Annotated in this window: 14 protein-coding genes and 2 tRNA genes; 15 read left to right on the top strand and 1 reads right to left on the bottom strand. The window is 43.6% G+C overall.

Features of this window, described 5'->3' with window-relative positions:
- Positions 1 to 34: 34 nt before the first annotated feature.
- From ftsH to rpsO, 13 genes are all read left to right on the top strand, one after another.
- Positions 35 to 1,993: an ATP-dependent zinc metalloprotease FtsH gene (ftsH, locus tag MSG37_RS12495; RefSeq protein WP_248470991.1), complete on the top strand. Its 1,959-nt coding sequence runs from the start codon at positions 35 to 37 to the stop codon at positions 1,991 to 1,993.
- 59 nt (positions 1,994 to 2,052) lie between these two features.
- Positions 2,053 to 2,895 (top strand): dihydropteroate synthase, encoded by an 843-nt coding sequence (folP, locus tag MSG37_RS12490; RefSeq protein ID WP_248470990.1) that lies wholly within the window; start codon positions 2,053 to 2,055, stop codon positions 2,893 to 2,895.
- 95 nt (positions 2,896 to 2,990) lie between these two features.
- Positions 2,991 to 4,328 (top strand): phosphoglucosamine mutase, encoded by a 1,338-nt coding sequence (gene glmM, locus MSG37_RS12485; protein ID WP_248470989.1) that lies wholly within the window; start codon positions 2,991 to 2,993, stop codon positions 4,326 to 4,328.
- 196 nt (positions 4,329 to 4,524) lie between these two features.
- Positions 4,525 to 5,307 carry a triose-phosphate isomerase gene (gene tpiA, locus MSG37_RS12480; protein WP_028769143.1) on the top strand — a complete coding sequence of 261 codons (783 nt, stop codon included), beginning with the start codon at positions 4,525 to 4,527 and terminating at the stop codon, positions 5,305 to 5,307.
- Between the two features lies 1 nt (position 5,308).
- Positions 5,309 to 5,644 carry a preprotein translocase subunit SecG gene (gene secG, locus MSG37_RS12475; protein WP_248470988.1) on the top strand — a complete coding sequence of 112 codons (336 nt, stop codon included), beginning with the start codon at positions 5,309 to 5,311 and terminating at the stop codon, positions 5,642 to 5,644.
- Positions 5,645 to 5,755: 111 nt separating this feature from the next.
- Positions 5,756 to 5,841: transfer RNA gene (locus MSG37_RS12470), tRNA-Leu, on the top strand.
- A 104-nt stretch (positions 5,842 to 5,945) separates the two neighbouring features.
- Positions 5,946 to 6,022, top strand: a tRNA-Met gene (locus MSG37_RS12465).
- Between the two features lie 159 nt (positions 6,023 to 6,181).
- Positions 6,182 to 6,637 carry a ribosome maturation factor RimP gene (gene rimP, locus MSG37_RS12460; protein WP_248470987.1) on the top strand — a complete coding sequence of 152 codons (456 nt, stop codon included), beginning with the start codon at positions 6,182 to 6,184 and terminating at the stop codon, positions 6,635 to 6,637.
- Between the two features lie 27 nt (positions 6,638 to 6,664).
- On the top strand, positions 6,665 to 8,164 hold the full coding sequence (nusA, locus tag MSG37_RS12455; protein ID WP_248470986.1) for a transcription termination factor NusA: 1,500 nt from the start codon (positions 6,665 to 6,667) through the stop codon (positions 8,162 to 8,164).
- 27 nt (positions 8,165 to 8,191) lie between these two features.
- On the top strand, positions 8,192 to 10,873 hold the full coding sequence (gene infB, locus MSG37_RS12450) for a translation initiation factor IF-2 (RefSeq protein ID WP_248470985.1): 2,682 nt from the start codon (positions 8,192 to 8,194) through the stop codon (positions 10,871 to 10,873).
- Between the two features lie 60 nt (positions 10,874 to 10,933).
- On the top strand, positions 10,934 to 11,362 hold the full coding sequence (gene rbfA / locus MSG37_RS12445) for a 30S ribosome-binding factor RbfA (RefSeq protein WP_248470984.1): 429 nt from the start codon (positions 10,934 to 10,936) through the stop codon (positions 11,360 to 11,362).
- The gene (gene truB, locus MSG37_RS12440) at positions 11,362 to 12,312 is read left to right on the top strand and encodes a tRNA pseudouridine(55) synthase TruB (protein WP_248470983.1); all 951 of its coding nucleotides are present in this window, start codon (positions 11,362 to 11,364) and stop codon (positions 12,310 to 12,312) included. The genes rbfA and truB overlap by 1 nt, the downstream gene beginning before the upstream one ends.
- A gap of 118 nt (positions 12,313 to 12,430) precedes the next feature.
- A complete protein-coding gene (rpsO, locus tag MSG37_RS12435; RefSeq protein ID WP_028769136.1) occupies positions 12,431 to 12,700 on the top strand; it encodes a 30S ribosomal protein S15 in 270 nt (89 codons plus the stop codon).
- Between the two features lie 216 nt (positions 12,701 to 12,916).
- Here rpsO and MSG37_RS12430 read toward each other — a convergent pair whose 3' ends face one another.
- Positions 12,917 to 14,956: an EAL domain-containing protein gene (locus MSG37_RS12430; protein ID WP_248470982.1), complete on the bottom strand. Its 2,040-nt coding sequence runs from the start codon at positions 14,954 to 14,956 to the stop codon at positions 12,917 to 12,919.
- Between the two features lie 201 nt (positions 14,957 to 15,157).
- Here MSG37_RS12430 and pnp point away from each other — a divergent pair, with 201 nt between their 5' ends.
- Together pnp and nlpI are read left to right on the top strand one after the other, a co-directional pair.
- A complete protein-coding gene (gene pnp, locus MSG37_RS12425) occupies positions 15,158 to 17,263 on the top strand; it encodes a polyribonucleotide nucleotidyltransferase (RefSeq protein ID WP_248470981.1) in 2,106 nt (701 codons plus the stop codon).
- A 171-nt stretch (positions 17,264 to 17,434) separates the two neighbouring features.
- Positions 17,435 to 18,328 carry a lipoprotein NlpI gene (gene nlpI, locus MSG37_RS12420; RefSeq protein WP_248470980.1) on the top strand — a complete coding sequence of 298 codons (894 nt, stop codon included), beginning with the start codon at positions 17,435 to 17,437 and terminating at the stop codon, positions 18,326 to 18,328.
- The last annotated feature ends 42 nt before the right edge of the window (positions 18,329 to 18,370 follow it).

The following is an 18,370-nucleotide window of genomic DNA, read 5'->3' as shown; positions in this document are numbered from 1 at the left end:
AAGACTTTAAAAGAGGTCGAGTAATTTGAGTGACATGGCAAAAAATTTAATTCTCTGGGTTGTCATCGCTGTAGTGTTGATGTCAGTTTTTCAGGGCTATTCCCCCTCTTCATCAACTAAGACGAAGATGGATTATTCAACCTTTTTGGATGATGTTCGCTCAGGGCAGGTTAGTACTGTCGAAGTAAAAAGCGATCAACGTACGATTGAAGGTACCACTCGTTCTGGTGAGAAATTTGTCACCATTATGCCTATGCCAGATCTTGATTTAATCAATGATCTTGACCGTAAAGGCATCATGATGAAAGGCCAAGAAGCTGAAGAGTCGGGTTTCTTAACTCAAATCTTTATCTCTTGGTTCCCAATGCTATTGCTTATTGGTGTGTGGATTTTCTTCATGCGTCAGATGCAAGGCGGTGGCGGTAAAGGCGCGATGTCGTTTGGTAAGAGTAAAGCCAAATTGATGAGCGAAGACCAAATTAAAACGACTTTTGGTGACGTTGCTGGTTGTGACGAAGCAAAAGAAGACGTTAAAGAATTGGTTGATTACCTAAAAGAGCCGACAAAATTCCAAAAACTAGGTGGCCGTATTCCTACAGGTGTGCTGCTAGTTGGTCCTCCTGGCACAGGTAAAACTTTGCTTGCTAAGGCTATTGCCGGTGAAGCGAAAGTACCATTCTTTACTATTTCAGGTTCTGATTTCGTAGAAATGTTTGTTGGTGTTGGTGCATCTCGTGTACGTGACATGTTCGAGCAAGCTAAGAAGTCTGCGCCTTGTATCATCTTTATCGATGAAATCGACGCTGTAGGTCGCCAACGTGGTGCCGGTGTTGGTGGTGGTCACGATGAGCGTGAGCAAACACTTAACCAAATGCTAGTAGAGATGGATGGTTTCGAAGGTAACGAAGGTATTATCGTTATTGCTGCGACTAACCGTCCAGACGTACTTGATGCTGCACTACTTCGTCCAGGTCGTTTTGACCGTCAGGTAGTTGTTGGTTTACCAGACGTACGTGGTCGTGAACAGATCCTTAAAGTGCATATGCGTAAAGTGCCTTTAGCTGATGGCGTTAAAGCAAGTGTAATCGCGCGTGGTACACCAGGTTTTTCTGGTGCAGACCTAGCTAACCTTGTTAACGAAGCTGCACTGTTTGCTGCGCGTAACAGCCGCCGCGTAGTGGGCATGGAAGAGTTTGAAAGTGCAAAAGACAAGATCATGATGGGTGCTGAGCGCCGCACTATGGTGATGTCTGAAGACGAAAAAGAGATGACTGCATACCACGAAGCTGGCCATGCAATCGTAGGTTGTTTAGTTCCAGAGCACGACCCTGTGCACAAGGTGACTATCATTCCACGTGGCCGCGCATTGGGTGTGACGTTCTTCTTGCCTGAAGCAGATGCAATTAGTCAAAGCCGTCGTAAACTTGAGAGTCAAATCTCGGTTGCCTACGGTGGGCGTATTGCTGAAGACATTATTTACGGCAGCGAAAAAGTATCGACTGGTGCATCGCAAGACATTAAGTATGCAACATCTATTGCACGTAACATGGTTACCCAGTGGGGCTTCTCTGAAAAGTTAGGTCCAGTACTTTACGCTGAAGATGAAAATGAAGTGTTCCTTGGCCGTAGCATGGGTAAGTCACAGCATATGTCTGATGACACTGCGCGTATTATCGACGCTGAGGTTAAGCAATTAATTGATTCAAACTATGAGCGTGCACATACTTTCTTAACAGAAAATATGGACATCTTACACGCGATGAAAGATGCGTTAATGAAGTACGAAACCATTGATGCGAATCAAATTGATGACTTAATGGCGCGTCGTGAAGTACGTATGCCTGCTGAGTGGGAAAAAGACCAGCAGTCTAACGACAACGACAGCAACAATGCTTCATCTGCAAAAAAAGAAGAAGCGGCTAAAGAAGAAATCAAGCCAACCCAAGAAGACAAGCCAGATGTCAGCGATGCTGATGAATCTCCGGCTAAGTAAGCTATAGGTTGATTAAAGAAAACCCCTTTTTGGGGTTTTCTTGTTTACGGAACATTATTTTGTCTAAATTAATCTGCGGTAGTACAACACTCGATTTGAGCTCTCCAGTGGTTATGGGGATCCTTAATGTTACCCCTGACTCTTTTTCTGATGGTGGTGAATTCTCATCGTTTGAAACAGCTTGCCAGCAAGCTGACTTAATGGTGGCTCAGGGAGCTAAGATCATCGATATTGGTGGTGAATCAACCCGACCAGGCGCTAAGGATGTGTCGGCTGAAGAAGAGATTGAACGTGTGATTCCTTTAATCGAGTATGTCAGCAAAACTCATGATGTCTGGATTTCAATCGACACCAGTAAGGCCGTTGTTATGGAAGCCGCAGTTAATGCTGGCGCACATTTAATTAATGATGTTAGGGCGCTGCAAGAGCCTGATGCATTAGACACCGCAGCTCGATTGCAAGTGCCTGTTTGCCTTATGCATATGCAAGGGCAACCTAGAACTATGCAGGACTCACCTGAGTATAAAGATGTGATTGCTGATATCAGCGAGTTTTTTAGCGAACGCATTGATGCTTGTATTCAAGCTGGTATAAAACGCGAGAATATTGTGCTTGATCCTGGTTTTGGTTTTGGTAAAACCTTGTCACACAACTATGAGTTGCTACATCGAATGGCCGAGTTTGAAGCCTTTAAGTTGCCAATTTTGGCTGGCTTATCTCGCAAAAGCATGTTCGGTCAGTTACTAGGACGTGAAGTATCACAAAGATTAAGTGCAACACTTGCTGGTAATATGTTGGCAATTCAAGCAGGTGCAAAAATAGTGCGGGTACATGACGTACAAGATACTTGCGATATGATGGCAGTGTTAGAAGCTGCAAAGAATTTTAAAACCCTAGCTTAATTTTTGGTTTTCATACCAGTTGTTCAGCTGGAGTTAGGTATTTTCGGTAGAATCAATGGAATTAGATCTACTGCTTTAGTTAAATTGGAGTTCAAGTGAAACAAAGACAATTTTTTGGTACTGACGGCATTCGTGGCAAAGTCGGTGCAGGTAAAATGACCCCTGAATTAGCACTAAAGCTAGGCTGGGCTGCTGGGCGTGTTTTATCTCGCGCTGGTACGCATAAAGTCATTATTGGTAAAGACACTCGGATCTCTGGTTACCTATTTGAGTCAGCACTTGAGGCGGGTCTTTCTGCTGCTGGCCTAGATGTGATGTTAATTGGCCCAATGCCTACACCAGCTGTCGCTTATCTGACGCGCACTTTCCGCGCTGAAGCAGGTATTGTTATTAGTGCATCACACAATCCATATTACGATAACGGTATTAAGTTTTTCGCTAATGATGGTAGCAAGTTAGATGATGAAGTAGAGCTTGAAATCGAAGCTGAACTAGAAAAGCCATTGACCTGTGTTGAATCTCACTTATTAGGCAAAGTTGCGCGTATTGATGACGCAGCAGGCCGTTATATTGAATATTGTAAGAGCCACTTTCCTGCTGAGCAAACATTAAGCGGGCTTAAGATTGTGGTCGATTGTGCCCATGGCGCTACTTACCATATTGCACCTAGCGTATTTAGAGAGTTAGGCGCCGAAGTAATAGCTATTGGCGATAAGCCGAACGGACTTAATATCAACGATAAAGTTGGTGCTACTTCGATGGCTAAAATTTGTGAGACTGTATTGGCTGAAAATGCTGATTTAGGTATCGCACTAGATGGTGATGGTGACCGCATTATGATGGTTAACCGTCATGGGCGTGTAATTGATGGCGACGAAATTCTTTATATTTTGGCCGCTGATGCGCAAAAGCGTGGCGTGCTTCGCGGTGGTGTTGTTGGCACGTTAATGTCTAACTTAGGTTTAGATTTAGCGTTGCAACAGTTAAAAATCCCATTTGTGCGCTCTAAAGTAGGCGACCGTTATGTCATGGAGCTGCTTAAAGAGCATGATTGGCGTATCGGTGGTGAAAACTCGGGTCATATTTTAAACCTTGATCATGGCACAACTGGCGATGGTATTGTTGCTGGTATTTTGGTGTTGGCAGCGATGCAGCGCCAAAATGCAACGCTTGAACAGTTGACAGAAAGCATTACAATGTTGCCTCAAGTACTTGTAAACGTAAGGTTTGAAGGCGATAACGACCCATTGGCTTCAGCAAGCGTATTGGCTGCTCAAGCTGAAGTAGAGCAAAAGCTTGGCGCTCGTGGCCGTGTATTACTGCGCAAGTCAGGCACTGAACCACTATTACGTGTAATGGTCGAAGGTGATGATCAAGCTGCGGTAACAGAATATGCTAATTATATTGCCGATGCTGTTCGTAATTTAGTTTAGCTTTTAATGGATTAAATAGATTGAGTAGCGTCGTTTCGGTTAATTAAAAATCAAAATAATCATTAATCGTACGACCTACTTCTTGGTAGCGTAAAAAATATGCGTTTGCACCGAGATTATTAAAAATAACGCCTTTGGGTATTGTAACTTAACAAGTGGTTCGCTATTATTCACGCCGCTTTCAAAGGAGACAGTGATGGCACTTAGACGTCCGATGGTTGCTGGTAATTGGAAAATGAACGGCAGTGCGCAGTTAGCGCAAGAGCTTTTCAAAAAATTCGCTACCAAGCTCCAAGATGATTCAGCGGAAGTGGTATTATGTCCACCTTCTATTTACTTAGAAAGTGTACGACAGCTACTAGATGAAAACAAAGAAGCCTTAAATGGTTGCTTAGTTAGAATGGGTACTCAAAATATAAGTCAACACGACTTTGGTGCTTATACTGGCGAAATATCTGGTCAGATGTTAAAAGATTCAGGATGTCGATATGTTATTATCGGTCATTCAGAACGTCGCCGTATGTACGGAGAGACGAGTGATATCGTAGCAGAGAAATTTGCTGCAGCTCAGAAACATGGTTTGACTCCAATATTATGTGTTGGTGAGTCTGGTCCGGCTCGTGAAGCAAGACGTACTTTTGAAGTGATTGCTGAAGAGTTAGATGTGGTCATTGAAAAAAATGGCACCATGGCTTTTGACAACGCTATTATCGCTTACGAGCCATTATGGGCTGTAGGGACAGGTAAGAGCGCTACGCCAGAGCAGGCACAAGAAGTTCACGCGTTTATTCGCAAGCGCCTCTCTGAAGTATCTCCATTTATCGGAGAAAATATCAGGATTTTGTACGGTGGTAGCGTAACACCGAGTAATGCAGCAGACTTGTTTGCTCAGCCTGATGTAGACGGTGGGTTGATTGGTGGTGTAAGCCTCAATGCTACCGAATTTCTCAGTTTATGTACGATAGCGATGAGCGCATAATATGTATGAAGTTCTAATGGTTGTTTACTTGGTGGTTGCGATTGGTCTAGTAGGCCTGATCCTAATCCAGCAAGGTAAAGGTGCTGACATGGGTGCTTCTTTCGGCGCCGGTGCTTCAGGTACGCTTTTTGGTTCATCAGGTTCTGGTAACTTTTTAACTCGCTCAACAGCGATTCTAGCAGTAGCGTTTTTTGCATTAAGTTTAACTATTGGTAACTTAAGCGCAAACCACACTAAAGCTGAAGGTGCTTGGGATGAGCTAGGAAGTGATGCAGCACAAGTTGTTGAACAAGTTCAGCAAGAAGCTGAAAAGTCAGAAGATAAGATCCCTGACTAAATCATAAGGTGACTTATGATGGTATCAATCGAATCGGTTGATACCGACTGTAAAACTGCTATTAACCTCTTAACGTAGTAGTTAACAAGTACAGTCAAACCACGGTTTTATGCGGATGTGGTGGAATTGGTAGACACGCCATCTTGAGGGGGTGGTGAGCTATGCTCGTGAGGGTTCAAGTCCCTCCATCCGCACCAAATCTTTGGTTTCGTTTTATAACGAAATTGAGGATAATAAAGCGGCTATTGAGCCCTTTATTATTGCAAGTTGAGAGCTTTCTCAATATACTTGCACAAGTTGTCGCGGGGTGGAGCAGTTTGGTAGCTCGTCGGGCTCATAACCCGAAGGTCGTCGGTTCAAATCCGGCCCCCGCAACCAGCTTCCCAGTAAAGAAATTTATTTCTATGCTGTTACAGGTTCTGGATATATCAACCTCGTCATTACGGGGTTTTTTGTTATCTGGAACTTATAAAACGGTCACTTTTTGTGACGTGTACTGGGGCTATTAGGCCCTTTTTTGTTTTTCTGGGGGTTACCTTGGCTACATTAGAACGCAAACTGGTAGAGCTGCTAAAAGCGCCAGTTGAAGCATTAGGCCATCAGCTTTGGGGCTTGGAATATATCCAGGCGGGCAAACATTCTATCTTGCGTCTATATATAGACAACGAAAAAGGCGTCTTCATTGAAGACTGTGCCGAAACAAGCCGCCAAGTCAGTGCTGTTATGGATGTTGAAGATCCAATCTCAACTGAATACACATTAGAAGTTTCTTCTCCTGGTGTAGATAGACCTTTATTTACTGCAGAGCAGTATCAGGCTTACATCGGTGAGACTGTAAAAGTACAACTAACGATGCCTGTTGCAGGCAGTCGTAATTTAAAAGGCACCGTTACTGGCGTTGATGGGCAAATGCTTAATCTGTCGGTAGATGGTAACGAACTTACCGTTGCTTTGGATAATATCCGTAAAGGCAACTTAATCGCTAAGTTTTGATGAATTCAAGGTGAACGAGGCAAGACAATGAATAAAGAGATTCTGCTAGTCGCTGAGGCGGTTTCAAACGAGAAAGGTGTACCGCGCGAAAAGATTTTTGAAGCGCTGGAAATTGCACTAGCTACAGCAACCAAGAAAAAGTACGAAGGTGATATCGAAGTTCGCGTTGCTATCGACCGCAAAACGGGTGCTTATGAAACTTTCCGTCGTTGGATGGTTGTTGAAGATCAAGGCGTTCCATTGGAAAACCCTTTCCGAGAAATTACGCTAGAAGCAGCAAAGTTTGACGATCCAGAAGTTGAGCTAGGTGGTTTCATTGAAGATGAAATCGAATCAGTAGCATTCGACCGCATTACAACTCAAACAGCTAAGCAAGTTATCGTACAGAAAGTACGTGAAGCTGAGCGTGCTCAAATCGTTGATCAGTTCCGCGATCGCGAAGGTGAGTTAATTGTTGGTGTTGTTAAGAAGAGCAACCGTGAAAGCGTAGTTGTTGATCTAGGTAACAACGCTGACGGCGTATTGTACAAAGAAGATTTGATTTCACGTGAATCTTTCCGTCCAGGCGACCGCGTTCGTGCATTGCTTTACTCTGTACGTCCTGAAGCTCGTGGCGCTCAGTTATTCTTAACTCGTACTAAACCAGACATGCTTATCGAGCTATTCCGTGTTGAAGTACCAGAAATCCAAGACGAGATGATCGAAATCATGGGCGCAGCTCGTGATCCAGGTTCTCGCGCTAAGATTGCCGTTAAGTCTAACGACCGTCGTATCGATCCAATCGGTGCGTGTGTTGGTATGCGTGGTGCTCGTGTTCAAGCCGTATCTAACGAGCTTGGCGGTGAGCGTGTTGATATCGTGCTTTGGGATGATAATCCAGCCCAATACGTAATTAACTGTATGGCGCCAGCTGACGTTGCTTCTATCATTGTTGATGAAGATAACCACTCAATGGATATCGCTGTAGAAGCTGACAGCCTAGCGCAAGCAATTGGTCGTAACGGTCAAAACATTCGTCTAGCAACTCAACTATCTGGTTGGGAACTAAACGTAATGACAGTTGATGACATGAAAGCTAAGCATCAAGCTGAAAGTGCAAAAGTAGTTAACTTATTTATCCAAGCATTAGACGTGGATGAAGAGTTTGCACAACTGCTTTCTGACGAAGGCTTCACTTCTTTAGAAGAAGTAGCTTACGTACCAGAATCAGAACTATTAGAAATTGATGGATTCGATGAAGATATCGTTGAGTCATTAAGAGAGCGTGCAAAAGCTGCAATCTCTACTCGTGCTCTTGCGACTGAAGAAGCGCTAGATGGTGCTGAACCAAGTGAAGATCTTCTTGCATTAGAAGGTTTAGATAGACACCTGGCATTCGTAATGGCAAGCAAAGGCGTAATTACGCTTGAAGATTTGGCCGAACAAGGCATTGACGATCTGATCGAAATTGATGAATTGACAGAAGAAAAAGCAGGTGAGCTTATTATGGCTGCCCGTAATATCTGTTGGTTTGGCGAAGAAGCATAAGTCGATCAGCAGAGGGGAGTTTTAAATATGGCGGATACTACAGTAGAAAAACTAGCCACAGAAGTTGGGAAAAGCGCTGATCGTTTAGTTGAGCAGTTTTCTCAGGCTGGTATTAAGAAATCGGCAACAGATACGGTTTCTGAATCTGAAAAACAGCAGTTGCTTGATTTCCTTAAGAAGCAACACGGCGGCGATGCAGCCCCACAGAAAATGACATTACAACGCAAATCAGTTTCAACACTCAGTGTTGCTGGTAGCGGTGGACAGTCAAAAGACGTTAAAGTAGAAGTTCGCAAAAAGCGCACTTTTGTTAAGCGTGATGAAGCAGCTGAAGCGGAACTAGCAGCAGCTAAAGCAGAAGAAGCGAAGGCTGCAGCAGAAGCTGAAGCCAAAGCAAAAGCTGAGGCAGAAGCAAAGGCGAAAGCTGAAGCAGAAGCTAAGGCAAAAGCTAAGGCAGAAGCCGAAGCTAAGGCAAAAGCAAAAGTGCAAAATGATAAACCAGCAGAAACTGCTGAAGATAAAGCAGCAAAAGCTGAAGAAGCTAAATTGTTAGCAGCTCAAGAAGCAGCAGCAAAAGCAAAAGCAGACGAAGAAGCGGCAGCAGCTGCTGCAGAAGCGCGTCGCTTAGCTGAAGAAAACGAAAAGCGTTGGGCTGAAGAAGAAAAAGCACGTAAAGAAGCTGAAAAGTCAGTTGATCACCACGTGACGACATCTACTGAAGCGCGCGCAGCTGAAGATACTGCTGATGCGAATGCTGAAAAGCGTGGCCGTCGTCCACGTAAGCCAGCTGCTAAAGCGGGTAATGAAGCAAGCAATAGCCCAGCCGGTAAAGGCAAAGGTAAGCGCGGTGGTAAAGATAACCGTCGTGATAGCCGCAACTCACGCAACTCACGTAACAATCGTAGCGTAGCGCCAGAGTCAATGGATCACGCATTCACTAAGCCTGCAGCAGTTGTTAAAGCTGATGTGAGCATCGGTGAAACCGTTTCTGTTGCTGAACTTGCTTCTAAAATGTCTATTAAAGCCACTGAAATCATCAAGCAAATGATGAAGATGGGCTCTATGGTTACCATCAACCAAGTACTTGACCAAGAAACTGCACAGCTTGTTGCAGAAGAAATGGGCCATAAAGTTGTACTGACTCGTGAAAACGAGCTAGAACATCAAGTACTTTCTGATCGTAACGGCGACGTTAAAGTTGAGCCTCGTGCTCCTGTAGTTACCATCATGGGTCACGTTGACCACGGTAAGACATCACTACTTGATTATATTCGTCGTGCAAAAGTTGCATCAGGCGAAGCCGGTGGTATTACACAGCACATTGGTGCATACCACGTTGAAACTGAAAACGGCATGATCACTTTCCTAGATACTCCTGGTCACGCAGCGTTTACAGCTATGCGTGCTCGTGGTGCTAAGGCGACTGATATCGTAATTCTAGTAGTTGCTGCAGACGATGGTGTTATGCCGCAAACAATTGAAGCTATCCAACACGCTAAAGCGGGTGGTGTACCTCTGATTGTTGCTGTAAACAAGATTGATAAGCCTGAAGCTGATCCAGATCGCGTTAAGTCTGAGCTTTCTCAGCATGGCGTAATGTCTGAAGATTGGGGCGGAAACAACATGTTTGTTCACGTTTCAGCTAAAGATGGTACTGGTATCGACGAGTTACTAGAAGGTATTCTTCTAGAAGCTGAAGTTCTTGAACTTCAGGCTGTTCGTGAAGGTATGGCTGCTGGTGTTGTAGTTGAATCTAAGCTTGATAAAGGCCGCGGTCCAGTTGCTACAGTGCTTGTACAAGAAGGTACGCTTAAGCAAGGTGATATCGTTTTATGTGGTCTTGAGTACGGTAAAGTTCGTGCGATGAAAGACGAGAACGGTAAGTCAATCACTGAAGCTGGTCCATCTATTCCAGTTGAGATTTTAGGTCTATCTGGTGTGCCATCAGCGGGTGATGAAGCGACTGTTGTACGTGATGAGCGTAAGGCTCGTGAAGTTGCACTTTACCGTCAAGGTAAGTTCCGCGATGTTAAACTTGCACGTCAGCAGAAGTCTAAGCTTGAAAACATGTTCGCTAACATGGTTGAAGGTGAAGTTCAAGAACTTAACCTAGTACTTAAAGCAGACGTTCAAGGTTCACTTGAAGCGATTGCAGACTCACTAGATAAGCTATCTACAGACGAAGTTAAAGTTAACATCATCGCTCGTGGTGTGGGTGGCTTAACTGAAACTGATGCAACACTAGCTGCAGCATCTAACGCTATCATGGTTGGCTTTAACGTTCGTGCTGATGCACAGGCACGTAAAGTTGTTGATAGTGAAAGTGTTGACCTACGTTACTACAGCATCATTTATCAATTAATTGATGAAGTTCGTGACGCAATGGGTGGTATGCTTGCACCAGAATTCAGACAAGAGATTATTGGTCTTGCTGAAGTTCGTGACGTGTTCAAGTCGCCTAAGATCGGTGCAATTGCTGGTTGTATGGTTACTGAAGGTACCATCAAGCGTAGCGCTCCAATCCGTGTACTACGTGACAACGTTGTTATCTACGAAGGTGAACTAGAATCACTTCGTCGCTTCAAGGATGACGTTAACGATGTTCGTAACGGCATGGAATGTGGTATCGGTGTGAAGAACTATAATGACGTCAGAGTTGGCGATCAGATTGAAGTCTTCGAAACTGTAGAAATTGCACGTACCTTGTAATTTATCAAGTTAGTTATAAGGGCGGCGTTAGCCGCCCTTAATATTTATGGCAAATATATTATGGCAAAAGAATTTAGTCGTACACGCCGTATCGCACAGCAGCTACAACAAGAGTTAGCGGTTGTTCTTCAGCGTGACATGAAAGACCCACGTATCGGTTTTGTCACTGTTAATGACGTAGATGTATCTCGCGACCTTAACTATGCAAAAGTTTACGTTACCTTCTTTGAAGAAGACGTAGAGCTAGTGCAACAGAAAGTAGAAGCGTTAGATGCAGCAGCGGGTTACATCCGCTCATTAGTAGCAGGCCGCATGAAACTGCGTGTGATGCCTGAACTGCGCTTTATCTACGACAGTTCGCTTGTTGAAGGTATGCGCATGTCTAACCTAGTTAGCCGCGTTATCAGCAATGATGAAGCGAAACAGAAGCAGCACGGTATTGAACCTGATGCTGGACAGGATGAATCTAAGGAAGAGGGCGATAAGTAATGGCACGTCGTTCTCGCGGCCGTTTTATCGACGGTATTGTACTGTTAGATAAAGACACTGGCATGAGCTCAAATTTCGCATTACAAAGAGTTAAGCGCTTTTTTAATGCGAATAAAGCGGGCCATACCGGTGCTTTGGATCCGCTAGCTACGGGCATGTTACCTATTTGTCTTGGTGAAGCGACTAAGTTTTCGCAGCATTTGCTTGACGCTGATAAGCGTTATTTAGTGACTGCAAAATTAGGTCAACGCACAGATACAAGCGATTCAGACGGTGAGATTGTTCAAACGAGAGAAATTAATTTCACTCAAGAGCAGTTAGAAACAGCTTTAGAGCACTTCCGTGGTGAAACCATGCAAGTACCTTCAATGTTTTCAGCGTTAAAATATCAAGGTCAGCCTTTATATAAATATGCGCGCGAAGGTATTGAAGTGCCTCGTGAAGCTCGCCCAATTAATGTATTTGAACTTAATTTTATCAGTCTAGAAGGCGATGAGTTAACGCTAGATATCCATTGTTCAAAGGGCACTTACATTCGCACAATCACTGATGATTTGGGTGAGATGCTAGGCTGTGGCGCACATGTGATTATGTTACGCCGTACTCAGGTTGCGGGTTACCCATACGATAAGATGGTGTCGCTTAAACAACTTGAAGAGCTTGTAGCCAAAGCAGAAGCAGAATCACTGTCTTTATCTGACGTACTCGACCCGCTGTTGTTGCCTATGGATACTGCTGTCAGTGGCTTTAAAGAGGTGAATGTCTCTGAAGAGCTAGCAACATATCTTATGAACGGTAACCCAGTGCAAGTATCAAATTTACCTGTCGATGAACTCGTGCGGATCACTATTGGTGAGTCGCGACAGTTTGTTGGCATTGGCCAGATGAATGATGATGGCCAACTCGCACCTAAGCGCCTTATTGTTGTAAGAGACACTCAAGAGAAATAGTTGGTTTATTCTGACATTGATCTTGCTACCTAAAAGGTAAATAGGTAGAATGGCGCGCCCCTTTGGCTGAGTTAGTGATCGGCTAAAGATTTTTTAATGTAATATTTTGGAGATAGAAATGTCACTAAGTGTTGAAGCTAAGGCTCAAATCCTTGCTGAATTTGGTCGTTGTGAAAACGATACTGGTTCTACTGAAGTTCAAGTTGCTCTGTTAACTGCACAGATCAACCACCTACAAGGTCACTTCAAAGAGCACATCCACGATCACCACTCACGTCGTGGTCTACTACGTATGGTTAACACACGTCGTAAGCTTCTTGCATACCTTAAGCGTACTGAAGTTGTTCGCTACCAAGAGCTAATCAAGAAGTTAGGTCTACGTCGTTAATTTTAACGTCTGATCTATTAAAAGGAGGCCTAGCCTCCTTTTTTTGTGTCTAAAATTTGTGTTTTCCTAGGTCGGTAAAGGCTGGGTCTCACATTACCCGAAACTGGGCAGTACTTGTAAATTAGGTGGGTTTATTATCCATACAAGCTATTCAACGCAGAAGTAGCGAGCCAAAAACGTTCCAGACTGGCGAATTTTAGGTGGTTTTTATGGGAGTTAAAGCTTGTTAACTACAGCGTGATTTGAGACAAAGTATTTTTGCTCAAAGTCTTCAATCGACAATGGTTTGCTGAAGTAAAAGCCCTGACCAATTTGGCAATCTTTTTCTTGCAACCACTGTAACTGCTCTTGATTTTCAATGCCTTCGGCGACAATGTTCAAATTCAGCTGTTTGCCTAACATCAAAATAGTTGCAGCTATTGCACTGTCATCGGGAAGATCTGAAACAAAACAGCGATCGATTTTCATGGTGGTAATAGGTAAGCGGCGCAAATAAGACAGTGACGAATAGCCGGTGCCAAAGTCATCTACTGCGATGCCGAAGCCTCCTGATTTTAGCTGCTGTAGCTTCAAAATTGCTGACTCAATATCATCCATAAGCGAAGTTTCAGTGATCTCGATTTCTAAAAGTTCAGGGGCAACTTCGTAGCGTAGTGATGCTTGCTTAATATCAGGTACTAGGCTTGCGTCTTGAAATTGCTGTGTTGATACATTGATAGCTATTGGTACGGAAACCTTATAGCGGGTTTTCCAGTCTTTAATCGTTTTACAGCTCTGTTCTATTACCCAACGCCCAATGGGAATGATTATGCCGGTATCTTCCGCTACCGGAATAAAGGATACCGGACTAATTAAGTGACCATCTTTTTGCCAGCGAATAAGCGCTTCGCAGCCAACGAGTTCGCCGCTGTGAATATCAAGTTTGGGTTGAAAGAACAGTATAAACTCATCATCAATTAGCGCGTCATGTAATGATGCTTCCGTTCTTAATCTTACCGCTGCGCGTTCTGTCATCTGCGGTTTGAAAAAAGCCCACTGGTTTGAGCCTGCAGCTTTGGCGCTATACATGGCGATGTCTGCGTGCCGGATCAGATCTTCAGCTCTTAAGCCGTCATCTGGATAAATGGCGATCCCCACAGATGCTGCAGGGTGCACTGTGTGTTCATTTAGTTGCATAGGTGCATTGAGTTGTAACAGCAGCTTATCTACAAATTCAGCAGCAACCGTTGGCGTTGCTAAGCTATCAGCTAATACTACAAATTCGTCGCCACCTAACCTTGCAACAGTGCCTACTTGGCCGGTGCTTAATTCAAGGGTGCGAGCCACTCGAATTAGAAATTGATCGCCAATTTCATGGCCTAGTGAATCGTTAACATTTTTAAAGCGGTCCAGATCAATAAACAATAATACGAATTGGCTTTGATGCTGTTTTGCACGAGTAATAGTAACCGCGATTGTTTCTAATAATAGCGCGCGATTAGGTAGTCCAGTTAAAGGATCTCTGGTTGCCATTTTACGCAGCTTATTTTGGGTGTTATCAAATTGAACCAAAATTTGATTAAGTTTGGATGTAACTAGCCCAAGCTCATCATTATTATGAGACTCATCTACTGGCAATCGATTTTTGGCAGGAAACTCAGTATCGATATCGTCGATTGCTGCACTAATTCGAGCAATTGGCTGGGTTAGAAAACGGTGAAAAATAACTGAAAGTACTAAGGTAAGTAAAAAAGCACGAGTAAGTGTTGCCCAAAGGCTGAATCGCAATGTTGAAAGCAGCGAGTTTGTTAGTCCTTGAGTATCGTACGAAATAATTAAGGTGCCAATGTGCTCTTCATTACCATTATTATCGACATAAAGGGGCCGGTATAATGCGCGTGATATTTGTTTTAAATCACCAAATAATTTGCTGCTAATATGCTGGAATAGTTGCGGCTGAATGGCCGATGCTCCGTTATTAACTGACACGAAAGGGCTTTCATCTTCAAGCTCTAAAATCGCAGCATTCACATGTTCAACTTTTAGTACGCCCTGTATCGTTTGGGTAGCAAGCACATCGTCTAGTGCCCAAACTGCATTAGTCGCTGGTTGGTCTACCGAGTCTAATAGTTCGTGTTGGTTAACTTTTAATTCTTGTCTGGCATCAAGAACAAGTAGTGAAATCTCAACAATAAAGACAGCCACAGCAAAAAATAACGTTGCCGAGACCACTAAAATAGTCTGTTTCCATGTGAGGGATTTGAACCTCTCCTTCATCGAACCTTGTCCCTTATATCAATAGCTTAAGCAGGGCGTCGTCAACACGCTTTGCTTTCAATTTGAATGCTTATGGGCTGATTGAACCACTTTAGAGAAAAGATTCCTCTTTGTCATCAATCAATCTCTTTAACTATTGAATAAACTTGCAGTATACTTACGCGCGTAATTAAGGTAATTAAATATTAAGGAATGGTTCACGTGAATCCAATCGTAAAGAGTTTTGAATATGGTCAGCACACAGTCACATTAGAGACTGGGGTTATTGCACGTCAAGCAGACGCAGCTGTTTTGGCAAGTATGGGTGATACAACAGTTTTAGTTACTGTTGTTGGCAAGAAGTTTGAAGAGCCAGGCCGTGACTTTTTCCCACTAACCGTTAATTACCAGGAAAAAACATACGCAGCAGGTAAGATCCCTGGTGGATTCTTCAAGCGTGAAGGTCGTCCATCTGAAGGCGAAACGTTAACAGCACGTCTAATTGACCGTCCAATCCGTCCATTATTCCCGAACGGTTTCAAAAACGAAGTTCAGGTTATCATTACTGTCGTTTCAGTAGATCCAGAAATCAGCCCAGAAGTTATCTCTATGATTGGTACTTCTGCTGCGCTATCTATCTCTGGTATTCCATTTAATGGTCCACTAGGTTCTGCACGTGTTGGTTATGTGAATGGCGAGTACATTCTTAACCCTACCGTTTCTCAACTTGTTGATAGCCAACTTGAACTTTCTGTTGCTGGTACTGAAAGTGCAGTACTTATGGTTGAATCAGAAGCAAACGCACTACCTGAAGAAGTGATGCTAGGCGCGGTTGTTTATGGTCATGAGCAACAGCAAGTTGTTATTGAAGCAATCAAAGAGCTAAAAGCTGAAGTTAACAAGCCAGAGTGGGAATGGACTGCACCAGTTCAAGACCAAGACCTTGTTGCTAAAATCAAAGATTTAGCTGAAGCAGGTCTGACTGAAGCATACCAAATTGAAGTTAAGCAAGATCGCTACGCGCAAGTTGGTGTTGTTAAAGCGGCTGCTAAAGACGCACTACTAGCTGAAAATGCAGATGCAGATCTACGTGAAATCGACGGTCTACTAGGTAGCCTAGAAAAGAAAGTGGTTCGTAGCCGTATTATTGCTGGTAACCCACGTATCGATGGTCGTGAGCCTGATATGGTTCGTGCACTAAACGTTATGGCTGGTGTTTTACCGCGTACACACGGTAGCTCACTATTCACTCGTGGTGAAACTCAGGCACTAGTAACTTGTACTCTAGGTACTGAGCGTGACGCACAGAAGATTGATAGCATCATGGGCGAGCAAACTAGCCGCTTTATGTTGCACTACAACTTCCCTCCATACTCAGTTGGTGAAACTGGCATGGTTGGTTCACCTAAGCGTCGTGAAATCGGTCACGGTAAACTAGCATGGCGTGGTATTAACGCTGTTATGCCTACAGCTGAAGAATTCCCATACAGCGTGCGTGTTGTATCTGAAATCACTGAATCTAACGGTTCAAGCTCTATGGCATCAGTATGTGGTACTTCTCTAGCACTTATGGATGCTGGTGTACCAATCAAAACTTCTGTTGCTGGTATTGCAATGGGTCTAGTTAAAGAAGGTGACGATTTTGTCGTTCTTTCTGACATTCTAGGTGATGAAGATCACTTAGGTGACATGGACTTTAAAGTAGCGGGTACTCGCGACGGTATTACTGCACTGCAGATGGATATCAAGATCGAAGGTATCACTCAAGAGATCATGCAGATTGCTCTACAGCAAGCATACGGCGCACGTGTTCATATCCTAAACGTAATGGACCAAGCTATTTCTGGTCACCGTGAAGATATCTCTGATCACGCTCCACGTATCACAACTATCAAGATCAACCCTGAGAAGATCCGTGACGTTATTGGTAAAGGCGGTGCGACAATTCGTGCTCTTACTGAAGAAACCGGCACGACGATTGAGCTAGATGACGACGGTACAGTGAAGATTGCATCTTCAAATGGCGATGCAACTAAAGAAGCTATCCGTCGTATCGAAGAGATCACTGCTGAAGTTGAAGTGGGTACAGTTTACAACGGTAAAGTTGTACGTATCGTAGACTTCGGTGCATTCGTAACGATTCTTCCTGGTAAAGATGGTCTAGTACATATTTCTCAAATCGCTGAAGAGCGTGTTGCGAACGTGTCTGACTACCTAGAAGTGGGTCAAGAAGTTAAAGTTAAAGTGATGGAAGTTGACCGCCAAGGCCGTGTACGTCTTTCTATGAAAGAAGCTGCACCAAAAGCTGAGGCGCCAGCTGCTGAATAAGCACTAGCACTTTGAATCTAAAGGAGGCCAATGGCCTCCTTTTTTATGGCTAAAATAAAGTGTTGTGGTGAAATAATCAGCAAGAATTAGATTATTTTCAATTCCTTGATAGCAGTCGTGATTAGGGGTTGCTATGATTGGAGCTATTGGTGAACTCAAAAGGTCAAATGGATGAATCAAAAGATGCGAACTGTTGTAGCTGTAGCTATAACAAGTGTGAGTATGCTGCTGACAGGATGTGTGTCCACTCAGTCCGAAAGTGAACGACAAGCGTCGATTAGGGTTGCACCTGTTTCGCCTGACTATAAGCTAGAAATCACCTTAGCAAAATTAAATGAAATTTTAGCGTCAGTAGAGCTAACTCCTGAACAACGAGCACGATTCCATTATGACCGTGGTGTTATTTATGATCGTGTCGGCCTGCGTATATTAGGCCGTATCGACTTTCATCAGGCATTAAAACTGCAGCCTAATCTTGCAGATGCTTATAACTTTCTAGGTATTTATTACACCCAGGAAAGTGAATTCGAAAGTGCATATGAAGCATTTGATGCTGTATTGGAGTTGTCTCCTGATTATGATTACGCATTTTTGAACCGAGGGATTGCCTTATACTACGGTGAGCGTATGGAGCTAGCTGTTAATGATATGAGCGATTTCTATATGCGAGATCCGTCAGATGGCTACCGCGCATTATGGTTGTATTTAGCTGAAAGTGAAGTTGATGAACTTGCGGCTAAAACTGAGCTTGCTGAACATAAAGCGAATTTACAAGCCAATGCTTGGGCTACGGTGTTGGTTGATTATTACTTAGGTAATAAAACCAAAGAGCAGGTGTTCTCACTGGCTAAAGATGGTTTGAAGCACCCAGAAGAGTATGCAGAGCGTTTGTGTGAAGCGTATTTCTATATGGCAAAAATAGCTCAGAAAAAAGGTGATAACGCAGAAGCCGCTAATTACTTCCGGTTAGCCCTTGCAACTAATATTTATGATTTTGTAGAGCATCGCTACGCGAGACTGGAACTTGCAAGAACTAACGAGTTGTTAAAAACTAGCTCTAACTAATCGTTAGAGCGCGTGTCTTGCTGGTAATTAAAGCCCCTTATT

The organism is Shewanella sp. 1CM18E, assembly GCF_023161665.1.
In the GTDB taxonomy this organism is placed as follows: Bacteria; Pseudomonadota; Gammaproteobacteria; order Enterobacterales; family Shewanellaceae; genus Shewanella.
This window is presented reverse-complemented; position numbering and strand designations above follow the sequence as displayed.

Excerpts from the sequence above, each read along its gene's own strand:
- tpiA (WP_028769143.1), top strand. The coding sequence starts at position 4,525 with ATGGCACTTAGACGTCCGATGGTTGCTGGTAATTGGAAAATGAACGGC.
- ftsH (WP_248470991.1), top strand. The coding sequence starts at position 35 with ATGGCAAAAAATTTAATTCTCTGGGTTGTCATCGCTGTAGTGTTGATG.
- MSG37_RS12430 (WP_248470982.1), bottom strand. The coding sequence starts at position 14,956 with ATGAAGGAGAGGTTCAAATCCCTCACATGGAAACAGACTATTTTAGTG.
- rbfA (WP_248470984.1), top strand. The coding sequence starts at position 10,934 with ATGGCAAAAGAATTTAGTCGTACACGCCGTATCGCACAGCAGCTACAA.
- rpsO (WP_028769136.1), top strand. The coding sequence starts at position 12,431 with ATGTCACTAAGTGTTGAAGCTAAGGCTCAAATCCTTGCTGAATTTGGT.
- nlpI (WP_248470980.1), top strand. The coding sequence starts at position 17,435 with ATGAATCAAAAGATGCGAACTGTTGTAGCTGTAGCTATAACAAGTGTG.
- infB (WP_248470985.1), top strand. The coding sequence starts at position 8,192 with ATGGCGGATACTACAGTAGAAAAACTAGCCACAGAAGTTGGGAAAAGC.
- truB (WP_248470983.1), top strand. The coding sequence starts at position 11,362 with ATGGCACGTCGTTCTCGCGGCCGTTTTATCGACGGTATTGTACTGTTA.
- nusA (WP_248470986.1), top strand. The coding sequence starts at position 6,665 with ATGAATAAAGAGATTCTGCTAGTCGCTGAGGCGGTTTCAAACGAGAAA.
- secG (WP_248470988.1), top strand. The coding sequence starts at position 5,309 with ATGTATGAAGTTCTAATGGTTGTTTACTTGGTGGTTGCGATTGGTCTA.